A 16,545-nucleotide genomic window follows, 5' to 3' on the forward strand; every position below is an offset into this window, starting at 1 on the left:
CCGATTCTTCGACGGCTGATATCAGCAGCGTTCAGACCTTGAACTGTATTTTTACAATAATCTCGCGCGAACGTTAGCCGGCTTGATCGCTGGGTTCTGCAGATACCGCAACCTAGCCCACATCTCCCGATCGGGCTGGAGAGCGGCCTTGGTGCTAAAGTGGACCGACGTTGAAATCAAGGACGACCTATGGACGGCACGGAACTTTGGTTCGGTACCCTCAACGGAATCTCGGTCGTTTACGATCCCAGTCTTCAAGTCGCCGGGTCACGCTGGGTACTGCTGTTCGCAGTTCCTCATCAACGAGTCATTCCATATCAAAAGGCGCACGCCCGTAGCGTCTCAAAGCCGCTGCATGACACGCAGCGCCAGCTTGCCGCGGCGGAAGCGTATCAAGCATGGCGTGCGACCACTTCAGCAGCGAAAATCACCGAGGCGATGGAGGACATCCGCCGCAAGGATGCGTTCCTCGCGCAGAAGCTCGAGGGCGTCAGAGTATTGCATCGGCGAAGCCTGGAAAGACAGATGCTGCCTTACCGTGGCGTCACAGAGCCCGACGGCAGGGGATTCATACGAAACGCTTCATGCCGGGGATGTCACCGCGCCATCGGCAGTGACATCCACCTGCTCTGCAATTCCTGCGGATGGATCGTATGTTCCAACTGTGGGACCTGCGGCTGCCAGCGTCACCCTTGATGGAAGGCAGCGCCGAGAGGCCACGCCTTGGGTCGAGTCATACACCAACATCATCTACGAGCATGAGTCGCCACGGCCCTCCCCTCAGTCGACTTTCCGTAGACGACCAACCGTCACCACCATCTCGACGAGTGATCGTCTCGACCGTCGCAACCGTGTTGACCGATCAAATATCCAACGTGACTCCGCAGCCGCCGATGCCACAATAGCCTTGAGGATTCTTCGCCAGATACTGCTGGTGATAATCCTCCGCGTAATAAAACTCCGGCGCGTCCAGGATCTCGGTCGTGATCTTGCCGTACCCCGCCTTGGTCAATCTCTCCTGATACGCGGCGAGACTCTTCTCCGCCGACGCTCTCTGCTCGGCGTCATAGACATACACACCGGACCGATACTGAGTGCCGACGTCGTTGCCCTGGCGCATGCCCTGCGTCGGGTCGTGTGATTCCCAGAATGTTTTCAACAAGGTCTCGAAGCTGACCTTGGCCGGGTCGTACACGACGCGAACGACTTCGTTGTGGCCGGTGTAGCCGGAGCAGACTTCTTCGTAAGTAGGGTTGGGCGTCGAGCCGGCGGCGTAGCCGACGGAGGTGCTGTAGACGCCGGGGACTTGCCAGAACTTGCGTTCGGCGCCCCAGAAGCAGCCCAGGCCGAACAGGGCGAGCTTCAAGCCGGCCGGGAACGGCGGGACGATGCGGTTGCCGTTGACGAAGTGCTTTTCGGGGACGGCCAGTGGCGTGGCGCGGCCGGGGAGGATGTCGGCGGCGTCGGGCATCACGGCTTTTTTGCGGAACGAGTACATAAGTACCTCGGCGAATGGCTGGTCGCTATGGTGCATGGGAATCCGGGAGCCGTATAGATGCGGTCAGGGAGCGCCAAAACAAGCCATTCGCCTCGGTATCCGGCGTCACTTTGGCAGGCGCGCGATCATCTGCACTTCGACCACGCCCCGCCGCGCGAGCAGCCCGCTGGTGCCCACAGCCGTCCACGCCGGATAGGGGGCCTTGACGTAGTCGCGCGCGACTTCGTAGAACGTATCCCAGTGCTCGTCGCGCGTGCCCGTGAAGCCCGGGGTCTCCCAGGCATGAAAGCTGTTGACCATCACGACGTCGGCGAAGCTTGCGCCCGAAGCCTCCAGGCTGGCCTTCAACCGTTCGAAGCCACGGCGGACCTGCAGTTTGAACGCGGCAACGTCAGTGCCTTCGTTGTCGCGAGGACCGATAACGACGCCGGACAGGTACAGCATGTTGTCGACACGACGGACGGCCGCGTATCGATATTCGTCGTAACCGACTTTCTCGGCTTCGGAGGCAAGAATGACCGCACCGTTGGAGGCGGGAATCACCACAGGCCACTTGGACCCGGCGTCCGCGGCAAATGCCGCGCAGGTCACGAACACAGTCATTGCGAGGGCGGCTCGGAACATGAGAACTCTCCTGTGAATATGAACGAAGCAAACATTCGTGCAGAGGACCGGCATGCTATGTCATCCATTGCCGCACCCATTGCAGCGTTCGTCGCGCCGGAGGCACGGCTCGTCTCACCTGGTGGCGTAAATTGACCACAACCGCACTCTCAGCTGCGTGTCTCGAAACGCCATTCGCTCATAGGAAACAAACATCATCATGCAACTGACCTTTGTGCTTAGTCTGTTCCTCTTATTGTTTGCTCCATTCGCCTCAGCCGAATCGACTCCCGCGCAGATGCGCGCGCTGCTGATGACAGGCTACGGAGCGCCGGAGGTGCTGCGACTCGATCAGGTGCCGGTGCCGACACCCGCGAACGGAGAAGTGCGAATCCGCATCCATGCCGCCAGCGTCAATCCCGTCGATTGGAAAATTCGTTCGGGAAGGCTGCAAAAGACTTCGCCCGTCACGCTGCCATACATTCCGGGCCGCGATGTCGCGGGAACGATCGACGCAGTCGGCCTGGGCGTCACGCACTGGAAAGTGGGCGATCCTGTCATCGCCGTTGTCGATGGCGGCGGGCTCGCGGAGTATGTCGTCGCGCCGGCAGAGAACGTCGCGCCGAAGCCGGCGAAGTTGAGCTTTGAGAAAGCAGCGGGCATTCCAACGGCGTCGCTGGCCGCGTGGCGCACGCTGATCGTCAACGCCGATATCAAACAAGGTCAGCGCGTGCTGATCCATGGCGGCGCCGGCGGCGTGGGGAGCACTGCAGTCCAGCTCGCAAACTGGCGTGGCGCGCATGTCATCGCCACCGCCTCGGAGCGCAATCACGAATATCTAAGAGAGATCGGCGCCGATGAAGCGATCGACTACCGCACCACTCGTTTCGAGGATGTCGTCAAGAACGTGGACGTGGTGCTCGACACGGTGGGCGGAGATACATTGCAACGCTCGCCTTCCGTGTTGCGCGAAGGCGGAACGCTCCTGACCATCGTGGGCAGGCCGCCCGCCGAGGCATGCAGTCAGCGAAAGCTCCGTTGCCCAAGCCCGAGCACCGCCACGCGCGAGCAACCCGGCGAAGAACTAACCAAGCTCGGCCAGCTCTTCGACAACGGCACGCTGAAAATGAATGTAGACGCCGAGTTCCCGCTGGAGGGAGCGGTGGAGGCGTTGGAGTTGAGCGAGCGCGGCCGGGCGCGCGGCAAGATCATCGTGCGCGTGCTCGACGAGCACGCGAGCAATACATCGGCACGGCGCTAACAAAGAAAAAAGCTCCAGCAGGACACCCTGCTGGAGCTTTCACACACTCTGGCTCACGCAGCGGCCGCTCCCACGCCGCCCATGAAGGTCAGCGAGTCGGCGGCACGACGGCACTCACGCGGAGTGACGCCATGGAAGCGGCGTAACGCACGGAACAGCGTCGAGCGGGAGTCGAAGCCGACCACCTTCACGATGTCTTCCACCGCCATCTCACTTCCGCGCAACAGCCGACCGGCGACAGTCGTACGCTTACGCTGCAAATACTCGTGTGGCGTCACTTCGTGGATATGTTTGAACAACCGCAGGAAGTGATGCCGCGACAAGAACGCGGCGCGAGCCATGTCACCCAGCATCAACGGCTTGTCGAAGTTGGAGTGAATGAAATCCGTCGCCAGCGACACCCGGCGCAGGATCTCGCGACGCGTGGCTGCGCGACGCACGGGCACGCCGCGCGCCCGCTGCAACACATCTCGGTGCCGGGCCAGCATGCGCTCCAACAAGAACGCAAACTGCTCCTCGAACCACAGCGGATCGTTCAAGCCCATCTCGCAATGACGGCGAATGAACAGCAGCACCGGCGTGACGCCCCGGTCGTGGGTCTGCAGGTGAGGAATGAACGGCAACGCCGCCGAGACCTGCGCCTCGCCCTCGTCCAGCAAACGGTCGTCGGCCGTAATGAGCGCGTTGAGCACTTCTTCCGGCATGCCCCGGCGGAACAGCACCGTCAATACGTTGACGGGCTCCGAGCCGCGAATTCGTACCGTCGCCGCACCGGAGGGAATCGGTAACCAGGTGTCGTCATCGACCGCGATGCGCCGGTTATCCAGCGTGACTTCCTGACGCCCGCCCCACGCGCTCAACAGCGCAAAGCGCTCACCGTCCAGCGAGTAATCGGCCACCTGCGTGTGCAGGCTCACTACGGTATTTTCGGTGCTGGGCTGTCGCGCCAACGCCGCACTGAGATCACCACTCACCATCTCATGGGTTCGACGGAGAATCATCCCGTTACCCCTCCCCGTTGCTTAGCAGTCAACACCGGCCACAAAACCGGCTTCACCGGGATCGCGATCTGGCCCGCGCGGCGCCCCTCGCGATCCCGCCCTAAAACGTGACACATCCTGGAAATCGGTTGAGTTGTTACCATTTCCGCGCCATTTGGCGTCGTCTACAAGCGGTTTACGATGATCTGATTGCGGCATGCGGCGAAAGGTTGCAGTCGGCCACTCACTTCAGTCAGGCGTCGAGTGAATTACGCAATGAATGAGACAGGCCGCGCACGCTCCTATGCCAACTGCGCAAGCAGGATTGATGCGATCACCGGGCAAAAAGTTGCAGCGACGCCACGATCGAATTCGAATCGGGGCGCCGAGCAGCGAATTGGGGTGGCTCCGCGCTAAAGACGAGCCGAGTGCCCTCGGAAAGACACCACGACGCAAAAAGAATTCGGCGGGGGACGGTCGTGATAGATGCGGCTAGGCGGGACCGGCGTCACCCGGGTAAAATCGCGCCCCGTTTAGAATTTGTCCAGACTCGTAGAACCTGTCCAGATTGCCCATGCCCATCGCTCACGAACACAACCTTGCGCGCCCCATGCCGCGCGACTGCCAGTTCGGCATTCGCGTGAAGCTGCGCTCCACCGATCCGTTCAAGAACCTCGTCGGAGGCGATTGGACGCGCGAACACTGGTACGCCACGCGTGAAGAGCGCGATCGCATGCTCAAGGAAATGAGCGGCCGCTACGTCTACTTCCGCCCGGGCGATCGGCCGACGCTGGAATTCGAGAAAGTCGACCGCTAAGCGTCGGCTTTCTAGAAGGTCCTGCCCAGGAACAGATAGAAGGCTCTGTCCCCTTTCTGATCGTAGCCCGCCGCCAGGTAGACGGGGCCGAGCGGCGAGTCCACGCCCAGGAACAAGCTGGCGTTCTTACGCAGATCGCCGAAGCTGGCGTCGGAGCTGTCGAGCCAGGTATTGCCCGCTTCCAACGACATGCCTGCATAGGCTGGAAAGTCGAGCACACCCTCGCCACCGCGGCCGATGCGGCGCTGATAGATGAGCCGGCCGATGCCATAGTGCGGCCCGGCCAGGTAACCCGCCGGCAGACCCGACAGACGCAGGAACCCGCCGAGCGAGTAAAAATTCTCCGGTCGCGCGAACTCGGCGTCCGCCGTCGTGCCGCCCTCCAGCCAGAAGATCAGCGTGTGGCGATCGAACGAGCGCGCCACCAGCCACGAGGTTTCGAACGCGTTGAGATTTTCCTCCGAGCCGATGTTGGTCCGCTCGCCGCGCCACTGAAACTCGAACTGCTGACCGTGGCGTGGGAAGAAAATGCTGTCGAGCTTGTCGTAAGAGAAGCGCGCGAAATATCCGCCGCGATCGAACTCAGCGACCGGCAGCGTGGGATCGCCGATCAACACTCGCGCCCGACCGGTGCCACGGCGCATGCCGAGCCGGACCTCACCCCAATTTGAAATCTCGCGCCCGACGTCCAGGCCGCCCTGCAAGGTGCGCACACGATATTCCGCGAGCAAATCGCGCTCCTGCAGCTGGAACACGCTGCGCTCTTCGAAATCGAAACTGGGCGCGATGAAATAACGGCTGGCCAGCGACAGCGGCTGATAGAACTCGGTGAACAACTTGGGGGTGTCGCCGATCTGCAGATCGGTGAGCCATTCGGCGCCGAGGCCGTTCAGCTCGGTCGACAGCAAACGAACCGCCGCGTTGTAGCGGCTCGTGCCCTCGAAGTTGTCTTCGAGATTCAAACCGAAGCGCACGTAACTGGGTCCCCAGCTCTTGCGTCGCAGGTCGAGCTCGAGCCCGGCGCGGCCGTCCTCTTCGATCAAGTTGTAATCGATGGACTCGAAGCGATCCAACGCGTACAGCGAGGATAACTGGTTGCGCACGCGATCGGCGTCCATGGCCTGGCCGACCAGATTGCTCATGGTCGCCTTCACCAGCGGGTCATATTCCATCGAGCGAGGATCGGCGCGCACGAATTCGATGGTGGGCAAGCTGCTGTCACGAGGATTGCGCGTGGCCAGGTATCGCAAATAAGCATCGGGACTGAGCGCCAGTCGCCGCAGCGATGTTTCCGCCTCTCGCGCGCCCGCCTCGCCTGCGCGCAAGGCTTGCGGCACGCGAGAGAACTCAGCCGAAGCGAAGCGGCCCAGCGGCGGCTCGATGACAATGTCGTTGGGACCGAGCAGCGCGCGTTGTTGGCGTGTGCGGCCCCGAATCAGAATCGCGAACGCCTGGTTGGTGATCTCGATGGGCGACTTGAGGTCTTCGCTGGCGTACAGCGGGAAACTCACATCGACCACGATCAGCACGTCGACTTTCATCGCGCGCGCAATTTCTACGGGCAAGTTCTCCACGAGCCCGCCGTCCACCAGCAGCCGGCCGTCGCGCTCGACCGGCGCGAACACGCCAGGTGCGGACATGCTGGCGCGCATCGCCGTGACCAGGTCGCCGGAATCCATGACCACTGCTTCGCCGGTCTCGAGATCCGTCGCCACAGCGCGAAATGGAATAGGCAGACGATCGAAATGCTGAATGGCGGCCACGGGCAGCGAGGCGCCCCGCAACACCTGCTCGAGTTTCTGACCCTGAACCAGACCGCGAGGTAGCGCGAATCCCTTGTCAGTCACTCCCAGCGCGTAACGCACCAGGAACTCCCGATCGTCCTGTTTGCGCCGGAAACCCAGTTCCTCGCGCGGCGGACGATCGCGAAACGCGTCCTCCCAGTTCACCGAGCGCAGTAACTTTTCGATGTCGGCGACCGGCATGCCGGTGGCGTACATGCCGCCGACCACCGCGCCCATGCTGGTGCCGGCGATCGCGTCGATGGGAATGCGCATTTCGTCGAGCACTTTGAGCACCCCGACATGCGCGGCTCCACGAGCGCCGCCCCCGCTCAAGACGAGGCCGACACGCGGTCGCGCCTGCTCCGTCGTGTCGGCCAGCGATGCTGATATCGACGACGCGCCGAGGACCAGCGCGATGAACATCGCGATCAACGACGCAGGGAAGCGCCGCGCGCGGCATGCGAGGTGGGCCTTCATCCAGAAATTATAGGCTAGAGCTTGTGACATCGAACCTTCGCCGATAGGCTTTTTGCATGTCATGGACCGGTCGCCTGTTTTCCAAGCCGTTCTGGCTTGCACTGGCCATGCTGGCCGTCGGCCCGGCGCACGCCGCGCCTCCGCACCGACGGCTCAACGACGCTGACGCTCAGTGGCAGTACTACGGCGGCGATTCCGGCGGCACTCGACACAGCGCGTCCCGGGAAATCACGCGGGAAAACGTCGATCAGCTGGAGATTGCCTGGACCTATCGCACCGGCGAGCTCGGCGTAGGTTTCATCCGCGCCGACAAGCTGTCGTTCGAAGCGACGCCCATTCTCGTGGGAGACACGCTGTATCTAAGCACGCCGACCGACATCGTGATCGCGCTCGACGCCGCCACCGGCAAGTTCCGCTGGCGCCACGACCCGAAAATCCCGCGCCATCTGCACTATTCGGAAGCCACCTCGCGCGGCGTATCGTGGTGGACGGATGAGTCAGCCGAACCCAATGCCCGTTGCTCACAACGCATTTTCATCGGCACCCTGGATGCGCGATTGATCGCATTGGACGCACGCAATGGCGGGCGGTGCGCCGACTTCGGCATCAAGGGCAGCGTCGATCTGGCGGCTGCGGCCCGGCCGACTGAACGCGGTCAATATTTAGTGACATCGCCGCCGGCGGTGTATCGCGACCTCATCATCGTCGGCTCGGCTATCGGCGACAATCGCGCCGTTGAGCTGGAGCGAGGCATCGTCCGCGCATTCGATGCCCGTACTGGCGCGCAGCGCTGGTCGTGGGATCCCATTCCAACCACGAGCGCCGAAGCTGCGACACGCGGCTGGTCGGAAGATGGCGCTCGCAAGACCGGCGCCGCAAACGCCTGGTCCATTTTCTCGGTCGATACCGGACGCGGTCTGATTTTCGTTCCGACGGGCAGCGCGAGCCCTGACTTTTTCGGCGGCGAACGCCCGGGGCTGAACAACTACGCCAATTCGCTCGTCGCCTTGCGCGCCGACACCGGCGAACTGGTCTGGCATCGTCAGCTCGTTCATCACGATTTGTGGGATTACGACGTCGCCGCGCAGCCCATGCTGATCGATATCGAACGCGAGGGCAAAGCCATTCCCGCGGTCGTGCAGGCTACCAAGACCGGCATGTTGTTCGTGTTCGATCGCGAGACCGGCGAGCCTGTGTTCGAGATCGTCGAGCGTCCGGTCCCGGTGTCGAATGTTCCAGGCGAAGTCGTGTCGCCGACCCAGCCGTTTCCGGCCACGCCAGCGCTGGTTTCGCACGCCGCCATTACGCCGCAGGATGCCTGGGGTCTGACAGTGATCGATCGAGCGCGCTGTCGCGAGCTCATCGGCAAATATCGATCCGAAGGTTTGTTCACTCCGCCCAGTCTGCAAGGAACCATTCTCTCGCCGAGTTTCGTCGGCGGCGTGAACTGGGGCAGCCTCGCCTACGATCCGGAGCGTCAGCTCATTCTGGCCCCGGTGAATCACGTACCCATGGTCGTGACCTTGGTCCCGCGCAACGAATTCGAACCGATGCGCGACTCGGGGAGTTACCTGGATTCCGAGTTCGCCCATCAGACCGGCACACCCTACGGCATGCGCCGTGAAATGTTGGCCTCGCCGCTCGGCCTGCCCTGCACGGCTCCCCCCTGGGGATCGCTGGCCGCAGTGGATTTGCGGCGCAATGCCATCCGATGGCAGGTCGTGCTCGGCTCGACGCGCGATCGTACGCCGTGGTTCGTGCCGTCGAGGACCATCGGCATGCCGAATATGGGGGGGCCAATCGTAACGGCGGGCGGACTGGTCTTTATCGGCGCGGCCACGGACAATTACCTGCGCGCTTTCGATATCGAGACCGGTCGCGAGCTTTGGAAACGTCGATTACCGGCGGGCGGCCAGGCGACACCCATGACCTACGAGGCCGCCGGGCGCCAGTTTGTAGTGATTGCGGCCGGGGGACATGGCGGGCTGAAAACCAAGCAGGGCGACTACGTCATCGCCTTTGCACTGCCGCCGGCGCACTGACGACGCTTCAACGAACAGGTTTTGCATCATGCGTGGATTGCGCTTCGGTTCGACTGCCCTGCTGGGTTGCACGGCGCTGGGTCTGGCCAACGTTCAGGCTGCGGAACGGGCCGAGGGCAAACGAGTGGAAGAAGTCGTGGTCACGGGCACCCGCCTGCCCGAACAGCTGCGCGACTTCGCCGGCAGCATCTCGCTGGTGAAAGGCGAGGATGTCACGGTCGTCGGCTCGACTCATCACAACGAAATCATGAACCGCGCGCCGGGCGCGATGATCCAGCGCAATAGCGGCCAGGAAAGTCTGACGGCGATTCGCTCGCCCGTGCTGAGCGGTCCGGGCTCGTGCGGCGTGTTTCTGTTTCTCGAGAACAGCGTGCCGATCCGCCCCACCGGCTTTTGCAATGTGAACGAGCTGTTCGAGGTCAACAGCGAGCAGGCGGGATCCATCGAAGTGCTCCGTGGACCGGCCGGTGTGATCTATGGATCGGGCGCGATGCATGGCGCGATCAACGTCATCACGACACCGCCTGGCGATCTGCCGGCGCGCAGCCTGGCGCTCGAAGGCGGACCTGACGAGTACTATCGCGGCAAGCTCGGCTTGAGTCACAAGGGCGATGCGACCGATATCGGCGGCGTCGTGGTTGCGACTCACGACGGCGGCTGGCGCGACAGCTCGGGCATCGAAGAGCAGAAGCTGAATGTCGGGCTCACACATCGTCGTGGCGATGCGCAGCTCGGCTTGAATCTCGCCGCGACCAATCTTCAGCAGGAAACCGCCGGCTTCATCCAGGGCTTCGACGCGTATCGCGACCAAGCCATCGCCGAATCCAATCCCAATCCGGAAGCCTATCGGGATGCCTATGCAGTGCGGCTCACGGGCAGCTATGAGCAACCGTTGAGCGATCGCATGCACCTGTCCGTGCGTCCTTATGCCCGCTACTCGCGCATGGATTTCATACAACACTTCCTCATCGGCAAGCCGTTCGAAGAAAACGGTCAGGAGTCGATGGGCGTGCTGACCGCGCTCGATATCACTGCGTTCAACGATACACGCCTGCTGACCGGCATCGATGTCGAGCTCGCACAAGGATTCCTGAAAGAAACACAGCCCGGTCCGGCCACCGATGGTGCGCCGGCCGCCAACGCCATCCGGCCCGCAGGCAAGCACTATGACTACCAAGTGGACAGCCGTGTCGCCGCCGTCTATGGCCAGATCGAGCAGCCGTTCGCCGAGCGCTGGAAAGCGATCGGCGGCGTGCGCTACGAGTACGTCGACTATGACTACGACAACCGAATGATCAGCGGCAACACGGCCGACAACGGCATCCCCTGCGGCGCCGCCGGCTGTTTGTTCAATCGTCCCGCGGATCGCAGCGACGACTTCAGCAATGTGACTTCCAAGCTGGGCCTGAGCTACGAAGTGACCGAGGATCACACCTTATATCTGACCGGCACTCGCGGCTACCGCGCGCCGGACACCAGCGAGCTGTATCGATTGCAGCGGCAGCAATCCTTGGCCGATCTGGATTCGGAGCGTCTCGACAGCATCGAGCTCGGCGCGCGCGGCGTGTTCGGCCCGTTGAGCTACTCGCTCGCCGGCTTCCAGATGGAAAAGGACAATGTGATCTTTCGGGATGCAAACGCGTTCAACGTGAGCGACGGGCGCACCGAGCACGAAGGCGTGGAATATGAGCTGTCGTGGCTGCCCATCGAAACGCTGTCACTGGCGCTCGCCGGCACCTATGCCAAACACACCTACGACTTCAATCGCGCCGTGGAGCAGGGGGAGACCATCGTCGCCGGCCGCGACGTGGACACCGCGCCCCGTCACATCAACACAGCGCGCCTGAACTGGGCGTTCTTGTCATCGGCCGCCGCGGAGCTGGAGTGGGTGTCTGTCGGCAGTTATTTTGTGGATGCGTCGAACGCCAACAAATATGGCGGCCACGATTTGTTGAACCTGCGCGTGAGCTGGCGCGCCACTGAGAACTGGCGCGCCATCGCTCGCCTGAACAACGTCACCGATCGCGCCTATGCCGACCGCGCGGACTTCGCGTTCGGCAACTACCGTTATTTCCCCGGCCGCGGCCGCACGTTGTTCGTCGAAGTGCGTTACGAGACGAAGTGATTTCCGAGGCGGAAAAGCGGCGCCAGGTCGACGCATACATCTAACGACGGCAGAGCTAGCGTTTCCGGCGCCCGCGTGGACGTCTGTTCCACGAACGCCCCGCCGTGCGGCGCGCGGTAGCAGTTGATCTCGGTAACGCAGAGATCCACCAGCCACGCCTCCTGCACGCCGTATGAAGCATACAGGGGCATTTTAATTTCCCGATCATATAGCCAGCTACTGTCGCTCACCTCGATGAGCAACAGAACGTCGCGCGCGGTTGGATGAGCGTCCCAGTAAAGACCGCGACGCGGCCGTAACACCATGAGATCCGGCTGAGGCTCCGTGTGACGACTCAGGCGCAGTGGGTATTGTTCGACCACCAACGCACGATCGCCGACAGCCTTCGCCAACTGTCGATGCAACCACGCCACGGTGACCGAGTGTGGACATCCTATCGGCGGCATATCGCGGATCTCTCCTTCGATCAGCTCCGTTCGCGCATCCGGCGCGAGCAGGCCGACTTCGGCCATGCGGTAATACTGCTCGACCGAAAACCGGTGCGGGCTGTGCACGCTGTCGCTGATTGCGTTGGTAGCCATGTTGGAGAGACCTTAGCCGCGTCGCTATGGCGCGAACGCGCGGATATTTCGGCGATTCACCCGGAAATGCAACAACTATTCAGCGTGGAATAGTGTAAGAGGCGATATTCGCTCCGCGGGATTTCCGCGCACCGCTCTCCGCGCGTTGCACGCGGAAATAAAAGGGCCCGGCGGCTAGCCGGGCCCGGAGTCGTTCGCGCGAAATAAAATCAGACGGGGCCGGTGACGATGGGATTGAAAGCCACCAGGCCATCCAGCGCCGCCCCCGTGCCCAGTGCGCTGTTGAACAGTCCGTTGAACAGGTTCGTGTCACCGTGCAAGGCCATGTAGTTCAGGATCACGGTCTGCACCAGCAAGTTGACGTTGTTCGCGGCCGGGCTGCTGCTCGTGACCACGTCGCCGTTGGCGTTGTAGTAGCCGATCTGCTGATGGCGGGCCGCCGCCGTAGTGCCGTCTCCCAACAACGTGGGACGGCCCTGTGGGCTGTACACGAGGAAGAACGACGCGGCGGTCTGCTGATTGTCACCGGTCCACTCGCCTTTGCCGCGGCCACCCGCCGAATCGTCGACGCGACCGTTGGACGACAGCGAGCCGTCGCTGAATACATAGATCATCACCGGCTTGCCCACTTGCGCGGCGTATTCGAGACAGGCGCCGATGCAGCGGCCCGCGCGCAGGTCACGATTCTCGCCAGTGGCGCGTTCGCCAGTGTGATAGTCGAAGCCGCCCATGCTGATGGTGCCGGCGCCGGCGTTGCCGTCGATCACCAGCTTCATCACCGACGCCGTCTTCTGGAATTCGCCATCGCCGCCGAAGTTGGCGCCGAACAGGGCGGTGACGCGCGGATCGAGCGACGGGTTCAGCGCGGCCGGATCGCTGAATGTTTCCACCGTGTCGGCGGTCTTGAGATAGGCGCAGCGGAAACGCCGCTCCACGTCCGTATCGTCAGCGAGGCCGGTCGAAACATTCGGCAACGCCAGCTTGCGGTCGGTGATGCGATACATCGTTTCCAGCGTACGCACCGTGTCGCTCGGGCTGAGGATGCGCGCGACTTCGCCAGTGTCGACCAGGCCGGTCACGTCGCTGACGCGATCGATCTTGGTCGGCCGGTTGGCCGGATCCATCATGATGGCCGGCGCCATGGAATTACCGCCGGAGTCGGAGTTCTGCGAGCCGATCAAGGTCAGCAACTCGCCTTTGACGCCGTACTTGGCGAGGCCGTACATCGGATTGTGAGGATTGTTGCCGGTGTCGTTTTCCGAGCGCGCGGCGATGACACAACCGTTCACATTGGCGCGCGTGGTCGCCGTGGTTTTTTCCTGCATGCCGCGCAGGAACGCGCTGTCGGAATGAAACGCCAGGCCGAACTCGGTGTTGATGAAGTTGGTCGTGGAGTTGTTCGGCAGCATGTTGCCCGGCAGGCCCTGCTTGGAATAACCCTGGGTGCTCAGGAAGTCGAGCTGGCCGCCCTCCTTGCCCACCAGCACGTTCGAGCCGGCGATGTTCGCGCCGCCCGCGAGGTCGAAACAAATGAACGGGATCTTGCCCGCGCCGCCGGTGATGCCGCAGACGCCGCTGGCAATCGTTTCCAGATCCGGCGTCAGCGCCGAGGCCCGGCGCGGCATCATGCTCAACGCAGCCGGTGCGATCACCGTCGCCGCGCCGGTCGTGAAGCCCTGCGCGAGGAAATCGCGACGAGTCACCGGCTTCTTGTGCGATCCGTGCCGCAAAGGCTCGTTCAGGCCGAGAGCACGTTTACGTTGTGATTTGATGATGAACATGCGAGTAGCCTCTACTGAACCAGAGTCGCGGCGCTGCCGAGCGTGGCGCCGCAAGCGGCCTTGATCACGTCGCGCGTGCGGTTGCCGCCGCAGGTCTGGCCGCCGAGCGCCGGCGTGCACAGGGTCTTGATCAGGTTGCCCACGTCGGTCGTCAGGCCAGCCACGTCGGGCTGGGTCTGCACGTTGCCGACCATCTTGTCGTGCAGGATGTTGACCACGGCCGTGCCATTCGCCACCAGATCGACATCAGCCGTGGTGGTGACAGGCGTCGTGTTCGGGGTCGCGAGCTGACCGGCGAAGTCGACACCGCCGAAGAACTGGCCGCGGAGCGTCGTGTCATCGACCAGCACGCTGCAGTACTGCAGGGCCAGCTGCGCGACCGAGGTCTGGTGCGAAGACAGATAGCCGTTGATGTCATGCACGGCCGGCAGCGACTGACGCACGCTAGCGTACGTCGCCTTCACCTTCTCGTTGTTCGGCGACACGCCGGTGATGGCCGTCATGGTCGCGTTGATGGCGTCGAACAGCTTCACGCCGATATCGGACGCGTTGTCACCGAACACCGGCGCAGGGGGCACGCCCGGAGTGAACGCCGCGCACGGATGGAGCTCCGTGCCGAGCTGATCGAAGCACAGGAAGAATTCGTCGAACTCCGGTCCCTGCTCCACCGGAATGATCGTGCCCACCGAGGACAGCAACTGGCCGGTCGCCGGCGAGTACAGATCGTTGGTGATCGCCGTGTCCAGCAAGCGGTACGCCTGACCGACCACCGCTTCCGCGCCGTTCACGCCGATGCGCATGCCCTTCAGCGGGATGTTGCCCGGCATCGCCTGCGCATCCAGGCTGAAGTACTTCGGACGGTGGAACAGATAGCTGGCGCTGTCGTACTGCTCGGCCTCGAACACGATGTACGACCGCGGCACATCGATGATGTGCGAGATGCCGAACAGCAGGAAGAACTTCTGACCGACGCCGGCCTGGAAATTCTGCTGCACCTGAGCCAGGTTCAGCGCGCGATTGTGAATCGCGACCAGGCGGACCACGCCCTGCCACTTACCTACCGTGCCGCCCACTTCGCTACCGAGCACGAAGGCGAAGCTGTTGTCCCACGAGTCGAGCGTGCCGCCGCCCGCGCCGTCCACGTCGCCGGTGAACTCACCGTTGACGTAGATACGACGGCCGTTGATCGGATCGAACGTCATCACGACGTGCTGCAAGGCCGCCTGCAGACGCTCGGCATCGTCGTCGGTCGACAGCATGGTCTCGCCGTTGGCGTCGGTCGCGCTGCTGCGAGCGAAGAACTCGTAGTTGTACAGCTGCTGGCCCAGGGTGAAGTTGCGAGTCATGGCGCTGCCGGAATAGCTCACGATGCGCGCATCTTCCTGAGTCACGTTGCCCGGCACGACCCACGCCTCGATGGAATATTCGCCGGTGGCCGTGATGAGCTGATGGAACTTGCGGCTGGTCGTGGTCGATGCCTGCGCCCTGCCGCCGCGGATGTTGATGCCGTAGCCGCCCACCCAGCTCACGTCGCCGAACAAGGTCAGATCGGCCGCCGGCGCCACGCCGCTGGTGTCGGCCGCGATCAGGCCCTGACCGGCCTTGAACTCGTACAGCGCGATCAAGTTGTTTTCGTAACGGTTGCCGCCGCTGGCGAGCGTGCCGTTATAGAGCGTGACCGCCTTGCTGACGACCTGCTCCGCCGGGATGTCGATCGGATCGATATCATCGGCCATCGCCTGGATCAACGCCTGCAACTCGGTCGCGTCGGCTTCGCAATCGTTGAAGCAGTTGTGCTTCTCGTTGCGCAGACGGACCACGAAGCGCGACGCCGCCGGATCGTCCAGATTCATTTTCGGAATCGAGGCGATGTACGCCTGCTTGAACGCGTCCGAAGTCGGCTCCACCCTGGCGGTGTTTTCGGGCAGACCGCCGGCCGCGAAGTACGGCGACTGCGCGGTGGCCGAGTTCGCCTGATGGCAACCCGAGCACCACAGGTCGAGCTTCTTATAGATGTCCTCGAACAGGGCCGCTTCGGGTTCGTTCGGGCCCGGGAAGCGACGGCGCGACCCCGGATCGACCGGCGCCGGCTCCTGCAGCTGGATCTGACGACCGCCGGAGTCGGCGGCGCCGACCCAGTTGGTGATCCAGCGGGTCATGATGGATTCGCACGCGGCCAGGTCGTTGCCCTTCCAGCAGTTGTGACCGCTGGCCACCTTGGTGACCAGGCGCGACTGCGAGGGATTCTGTTGATTGACGACGGTGTTGGCCTGTTGGAACGCCATGTTCACGTCGTCGGTGCGCAGGAACGTCGGCGCCTGACCGCCGGCGTTGTGGCAGCTGTCGCAGCCCGCTTCCTTGAGCGCCGGTTCCCAGAAACCGGTACGGAACGCCTGAACTTCCGGCGTCGCCGGCAGCGGACCGCCGTAGTTGCCGCCGGAAGTCGGCGGTGGCGGAACAGGATTGGCTTCGGTGTCGGCGCCGCTGCCGCCGCAACCGGCGAGTGACAGGCCGAGCACCGCGATGGCGGCAAAGCGGACCACGCTGAGATTCGCTAACGCGAGCATCTGGTTCTTGATCTTCATGTTCCTAACCA

12 protein-coding genes are annotated in these 16,545 nt (G+C 62.9%); 5 read left to right on the forward strand and 7 right to left on the reverse strand.

The window, feature by feature from the left end; all coding sequences use genetic code 11:
- Nucleotides 1–189: 189 nt before the first annotated feature.
- The gene (locus tag VGD45_RS09220) at nucleotides 190–696 is read left to right on the forward strand and encodes a hypothetical protein (RefSeq protein ID WP_331154997.1); all 507 of its coding nucleotides are present in this window, start codon (nucleotides 190–192) and stop codon (nucleotides 694–696) included.
- A 166-nt stretch (nucleotides 697–862) separates the two neighbouring features.
- On the opposite strand, the gene msrA is transcribed toward VGD45_RS09220, so the two are convergent.
- Nucleotides 863–1,498: a peptide-methionine (S)-S-oxide reductase MsrA gene (msrA, locus tag VGD45_RS09225; RefSeq protein ID WP_331154998.1), complete on the reverse strand. Its 636-nt coding sequence runs from the start codon at nucleotides 1,496–1,498 to the stop codon at nucleotides 863–865.
- Nucleotides 1,499–1,603: 105 nt separating this feature from the next.
- Nucleotides 1,604–2,122 (reverse strand): Rid family hydrolase, encoded by a 519-nt coding sequence (locus VGD45_RS09230; RefSeq protein WP_331154999.1) that lies wholly within the window; start codon nucleotides 2,120–2,122, stop codon nucleotides 1,604–1,606.
- A 199-nt stretch (nucleotides 2,123–2,321) separates the two neighbouring features.
- Between VGD45_RS09230 and VGD45_RS09235 the strand changes: the two genes are divergently transcribed.
- Nucleotides 2,322–3,362, forward strand: coding sequence for an NADP-dependent oxidoreductase (locus tag VGD45_RS09235; RefSeq protein ID WP_331155000.1), 1,041 nt, complete (start codon nucleotides 2,322–2,324; stop codon nucleotides 3,360–3,362).
- A gap of 53 nt (nucleotides 3,363–3,415) precedes the next feature.
- Here VGD45_RS09235 and VGD45_RS09240 read toward each other — a convergent pair whose 3' ends face one another.
- Nucleotides 3,416–4,363, reverse strand: coding sequence for an AraC family transcriptional regulator (locus VGD45_RS09240; protein ID WP_331155001.1), 948 nt, complete (start codon nucleotides 4,361–4,363; stop codon nucleotides 3,416–3,418).
- Nucleotides 4,364–4,916: 553 nt separating this feature from the next.
- Between VGD45_RS09240 and VGD45_RS09245 the strand changes: the two genes are divergently transcribed.
- Nucleotides 4,917–5,159 carry a hypothetical protein gene (locus tag VGD45_RS09245; RefSeq protein ID WP_331155002.1) on the forward strand — a complete coding sequence of 81 codons (243 nt, stop codon included), beginning with the start codon at nucleotides 4,917–4,919 and terminating at the stop codon, nucleotides 5,157–5,159.
- 11 nt (nucleotides 5,160–5,170) lie between these two features.
- Here VGD45_RS09245 and VGD45_RS09250 read toward each other — a convergent pair whose 3' ends face one another.
- Nucleotides 5,171–7,450: a patatin-like phospholipase family protein gene (locus VGD45_RS09250; protein WP_331155003.1), complete on the reverse strand. Its 2,280-nt coding sequence runs from the start codon at nucleotides 7,448–7,450 to the stop codon at nucleotides 5,171–5,173.
- 26 nt (nucleotides 7,451–7,476) lie between these two features.
- Between VGD45_RS09250 and VGD45_RS09255 the strand changes: the two genes are divergently transcribed.
- The gene (locus VGD45_RS09255) at nucleotides 7,477–9,462 is read left to right on the forward strand and encodes a pyrroloquinoline quinone-dependent dehydrogenase (protein ID WP_331155004.1); all 1,986 of its coding nucleotides are present in this window, start codon (nucleotides 7,477–7,479) and stop codon (nucleotides 9,460–9,462) included.
- A 28-nt stretch (nucleotides 9,463–9,490) separates the two neighbouring features.
- Entirely contained in the window at nucleotides 9,491–11,587 is a 2,097-nt protein-coding gene (locus tag VGD45_RS09260; protein ID WP_331155005.1) for a TonB-dependent receptor, read from the forward strand.
- On the opposite strand, the gene VGD45_RS09265 is transcribed toward VGD45_RS09260, so the two are convergent.
- The 3 genes from VGD45_RS09265 to VGD45_RS09275 form a co-directional block, all read right to left on the reverse strand.
- Entirely contained in the window at nucleotides 11,572–12,168 is a 597-nt protein-coding gene (locus VGD45_RS09265) for a Uma2 family endonuclease (RefSeq protein WP_331155006.1), read from the reverse strand. The two genes, VGD45_RS09260 and VGD45_RS09265, sit on opposite strands and share 16 nt — an antisense overlap.
- Before the next feature lie 209 nt (nucleotides 12,169–12,377).
- The gene (locus tag VGD45_RS09270) at nucleotides 12,378–13,949 is read right to left on the reverse strand and encodes a hypothetical protein (RefSeq protein WP_331155007.1); all 1,572 of its coding nucleotides are present in this window, start codon (nucleotides 13,947–13,949) and stop codon (nucleotides 12,378–12,380) included.
- 11 nt (nucleotides 13,950–13,960) lie between these two features.
- Entirely contained in the window at nucleotides 13,961–16,534 is a 2,574-nt protein-coding gene (locus VGD45_RS09275; RefSeq protein WP_331155008.1) for a LamG domain-containing protein, read from the reverse strand.
- Nucleotides 16,535–16,545: the final 11 nt, after the last annotated feature.

Origin of the sequence: Steroidobacter sp., assembly GCF_036402275.1 — a bacterium.
In the GTDB taxonomy this organism is placed as follows: domain Bacteria; phylum Pseudomonadota; class Gammaproteobacteria; order Steroidobacterales; family Steroidobacteraceae; genus Steroidobacter.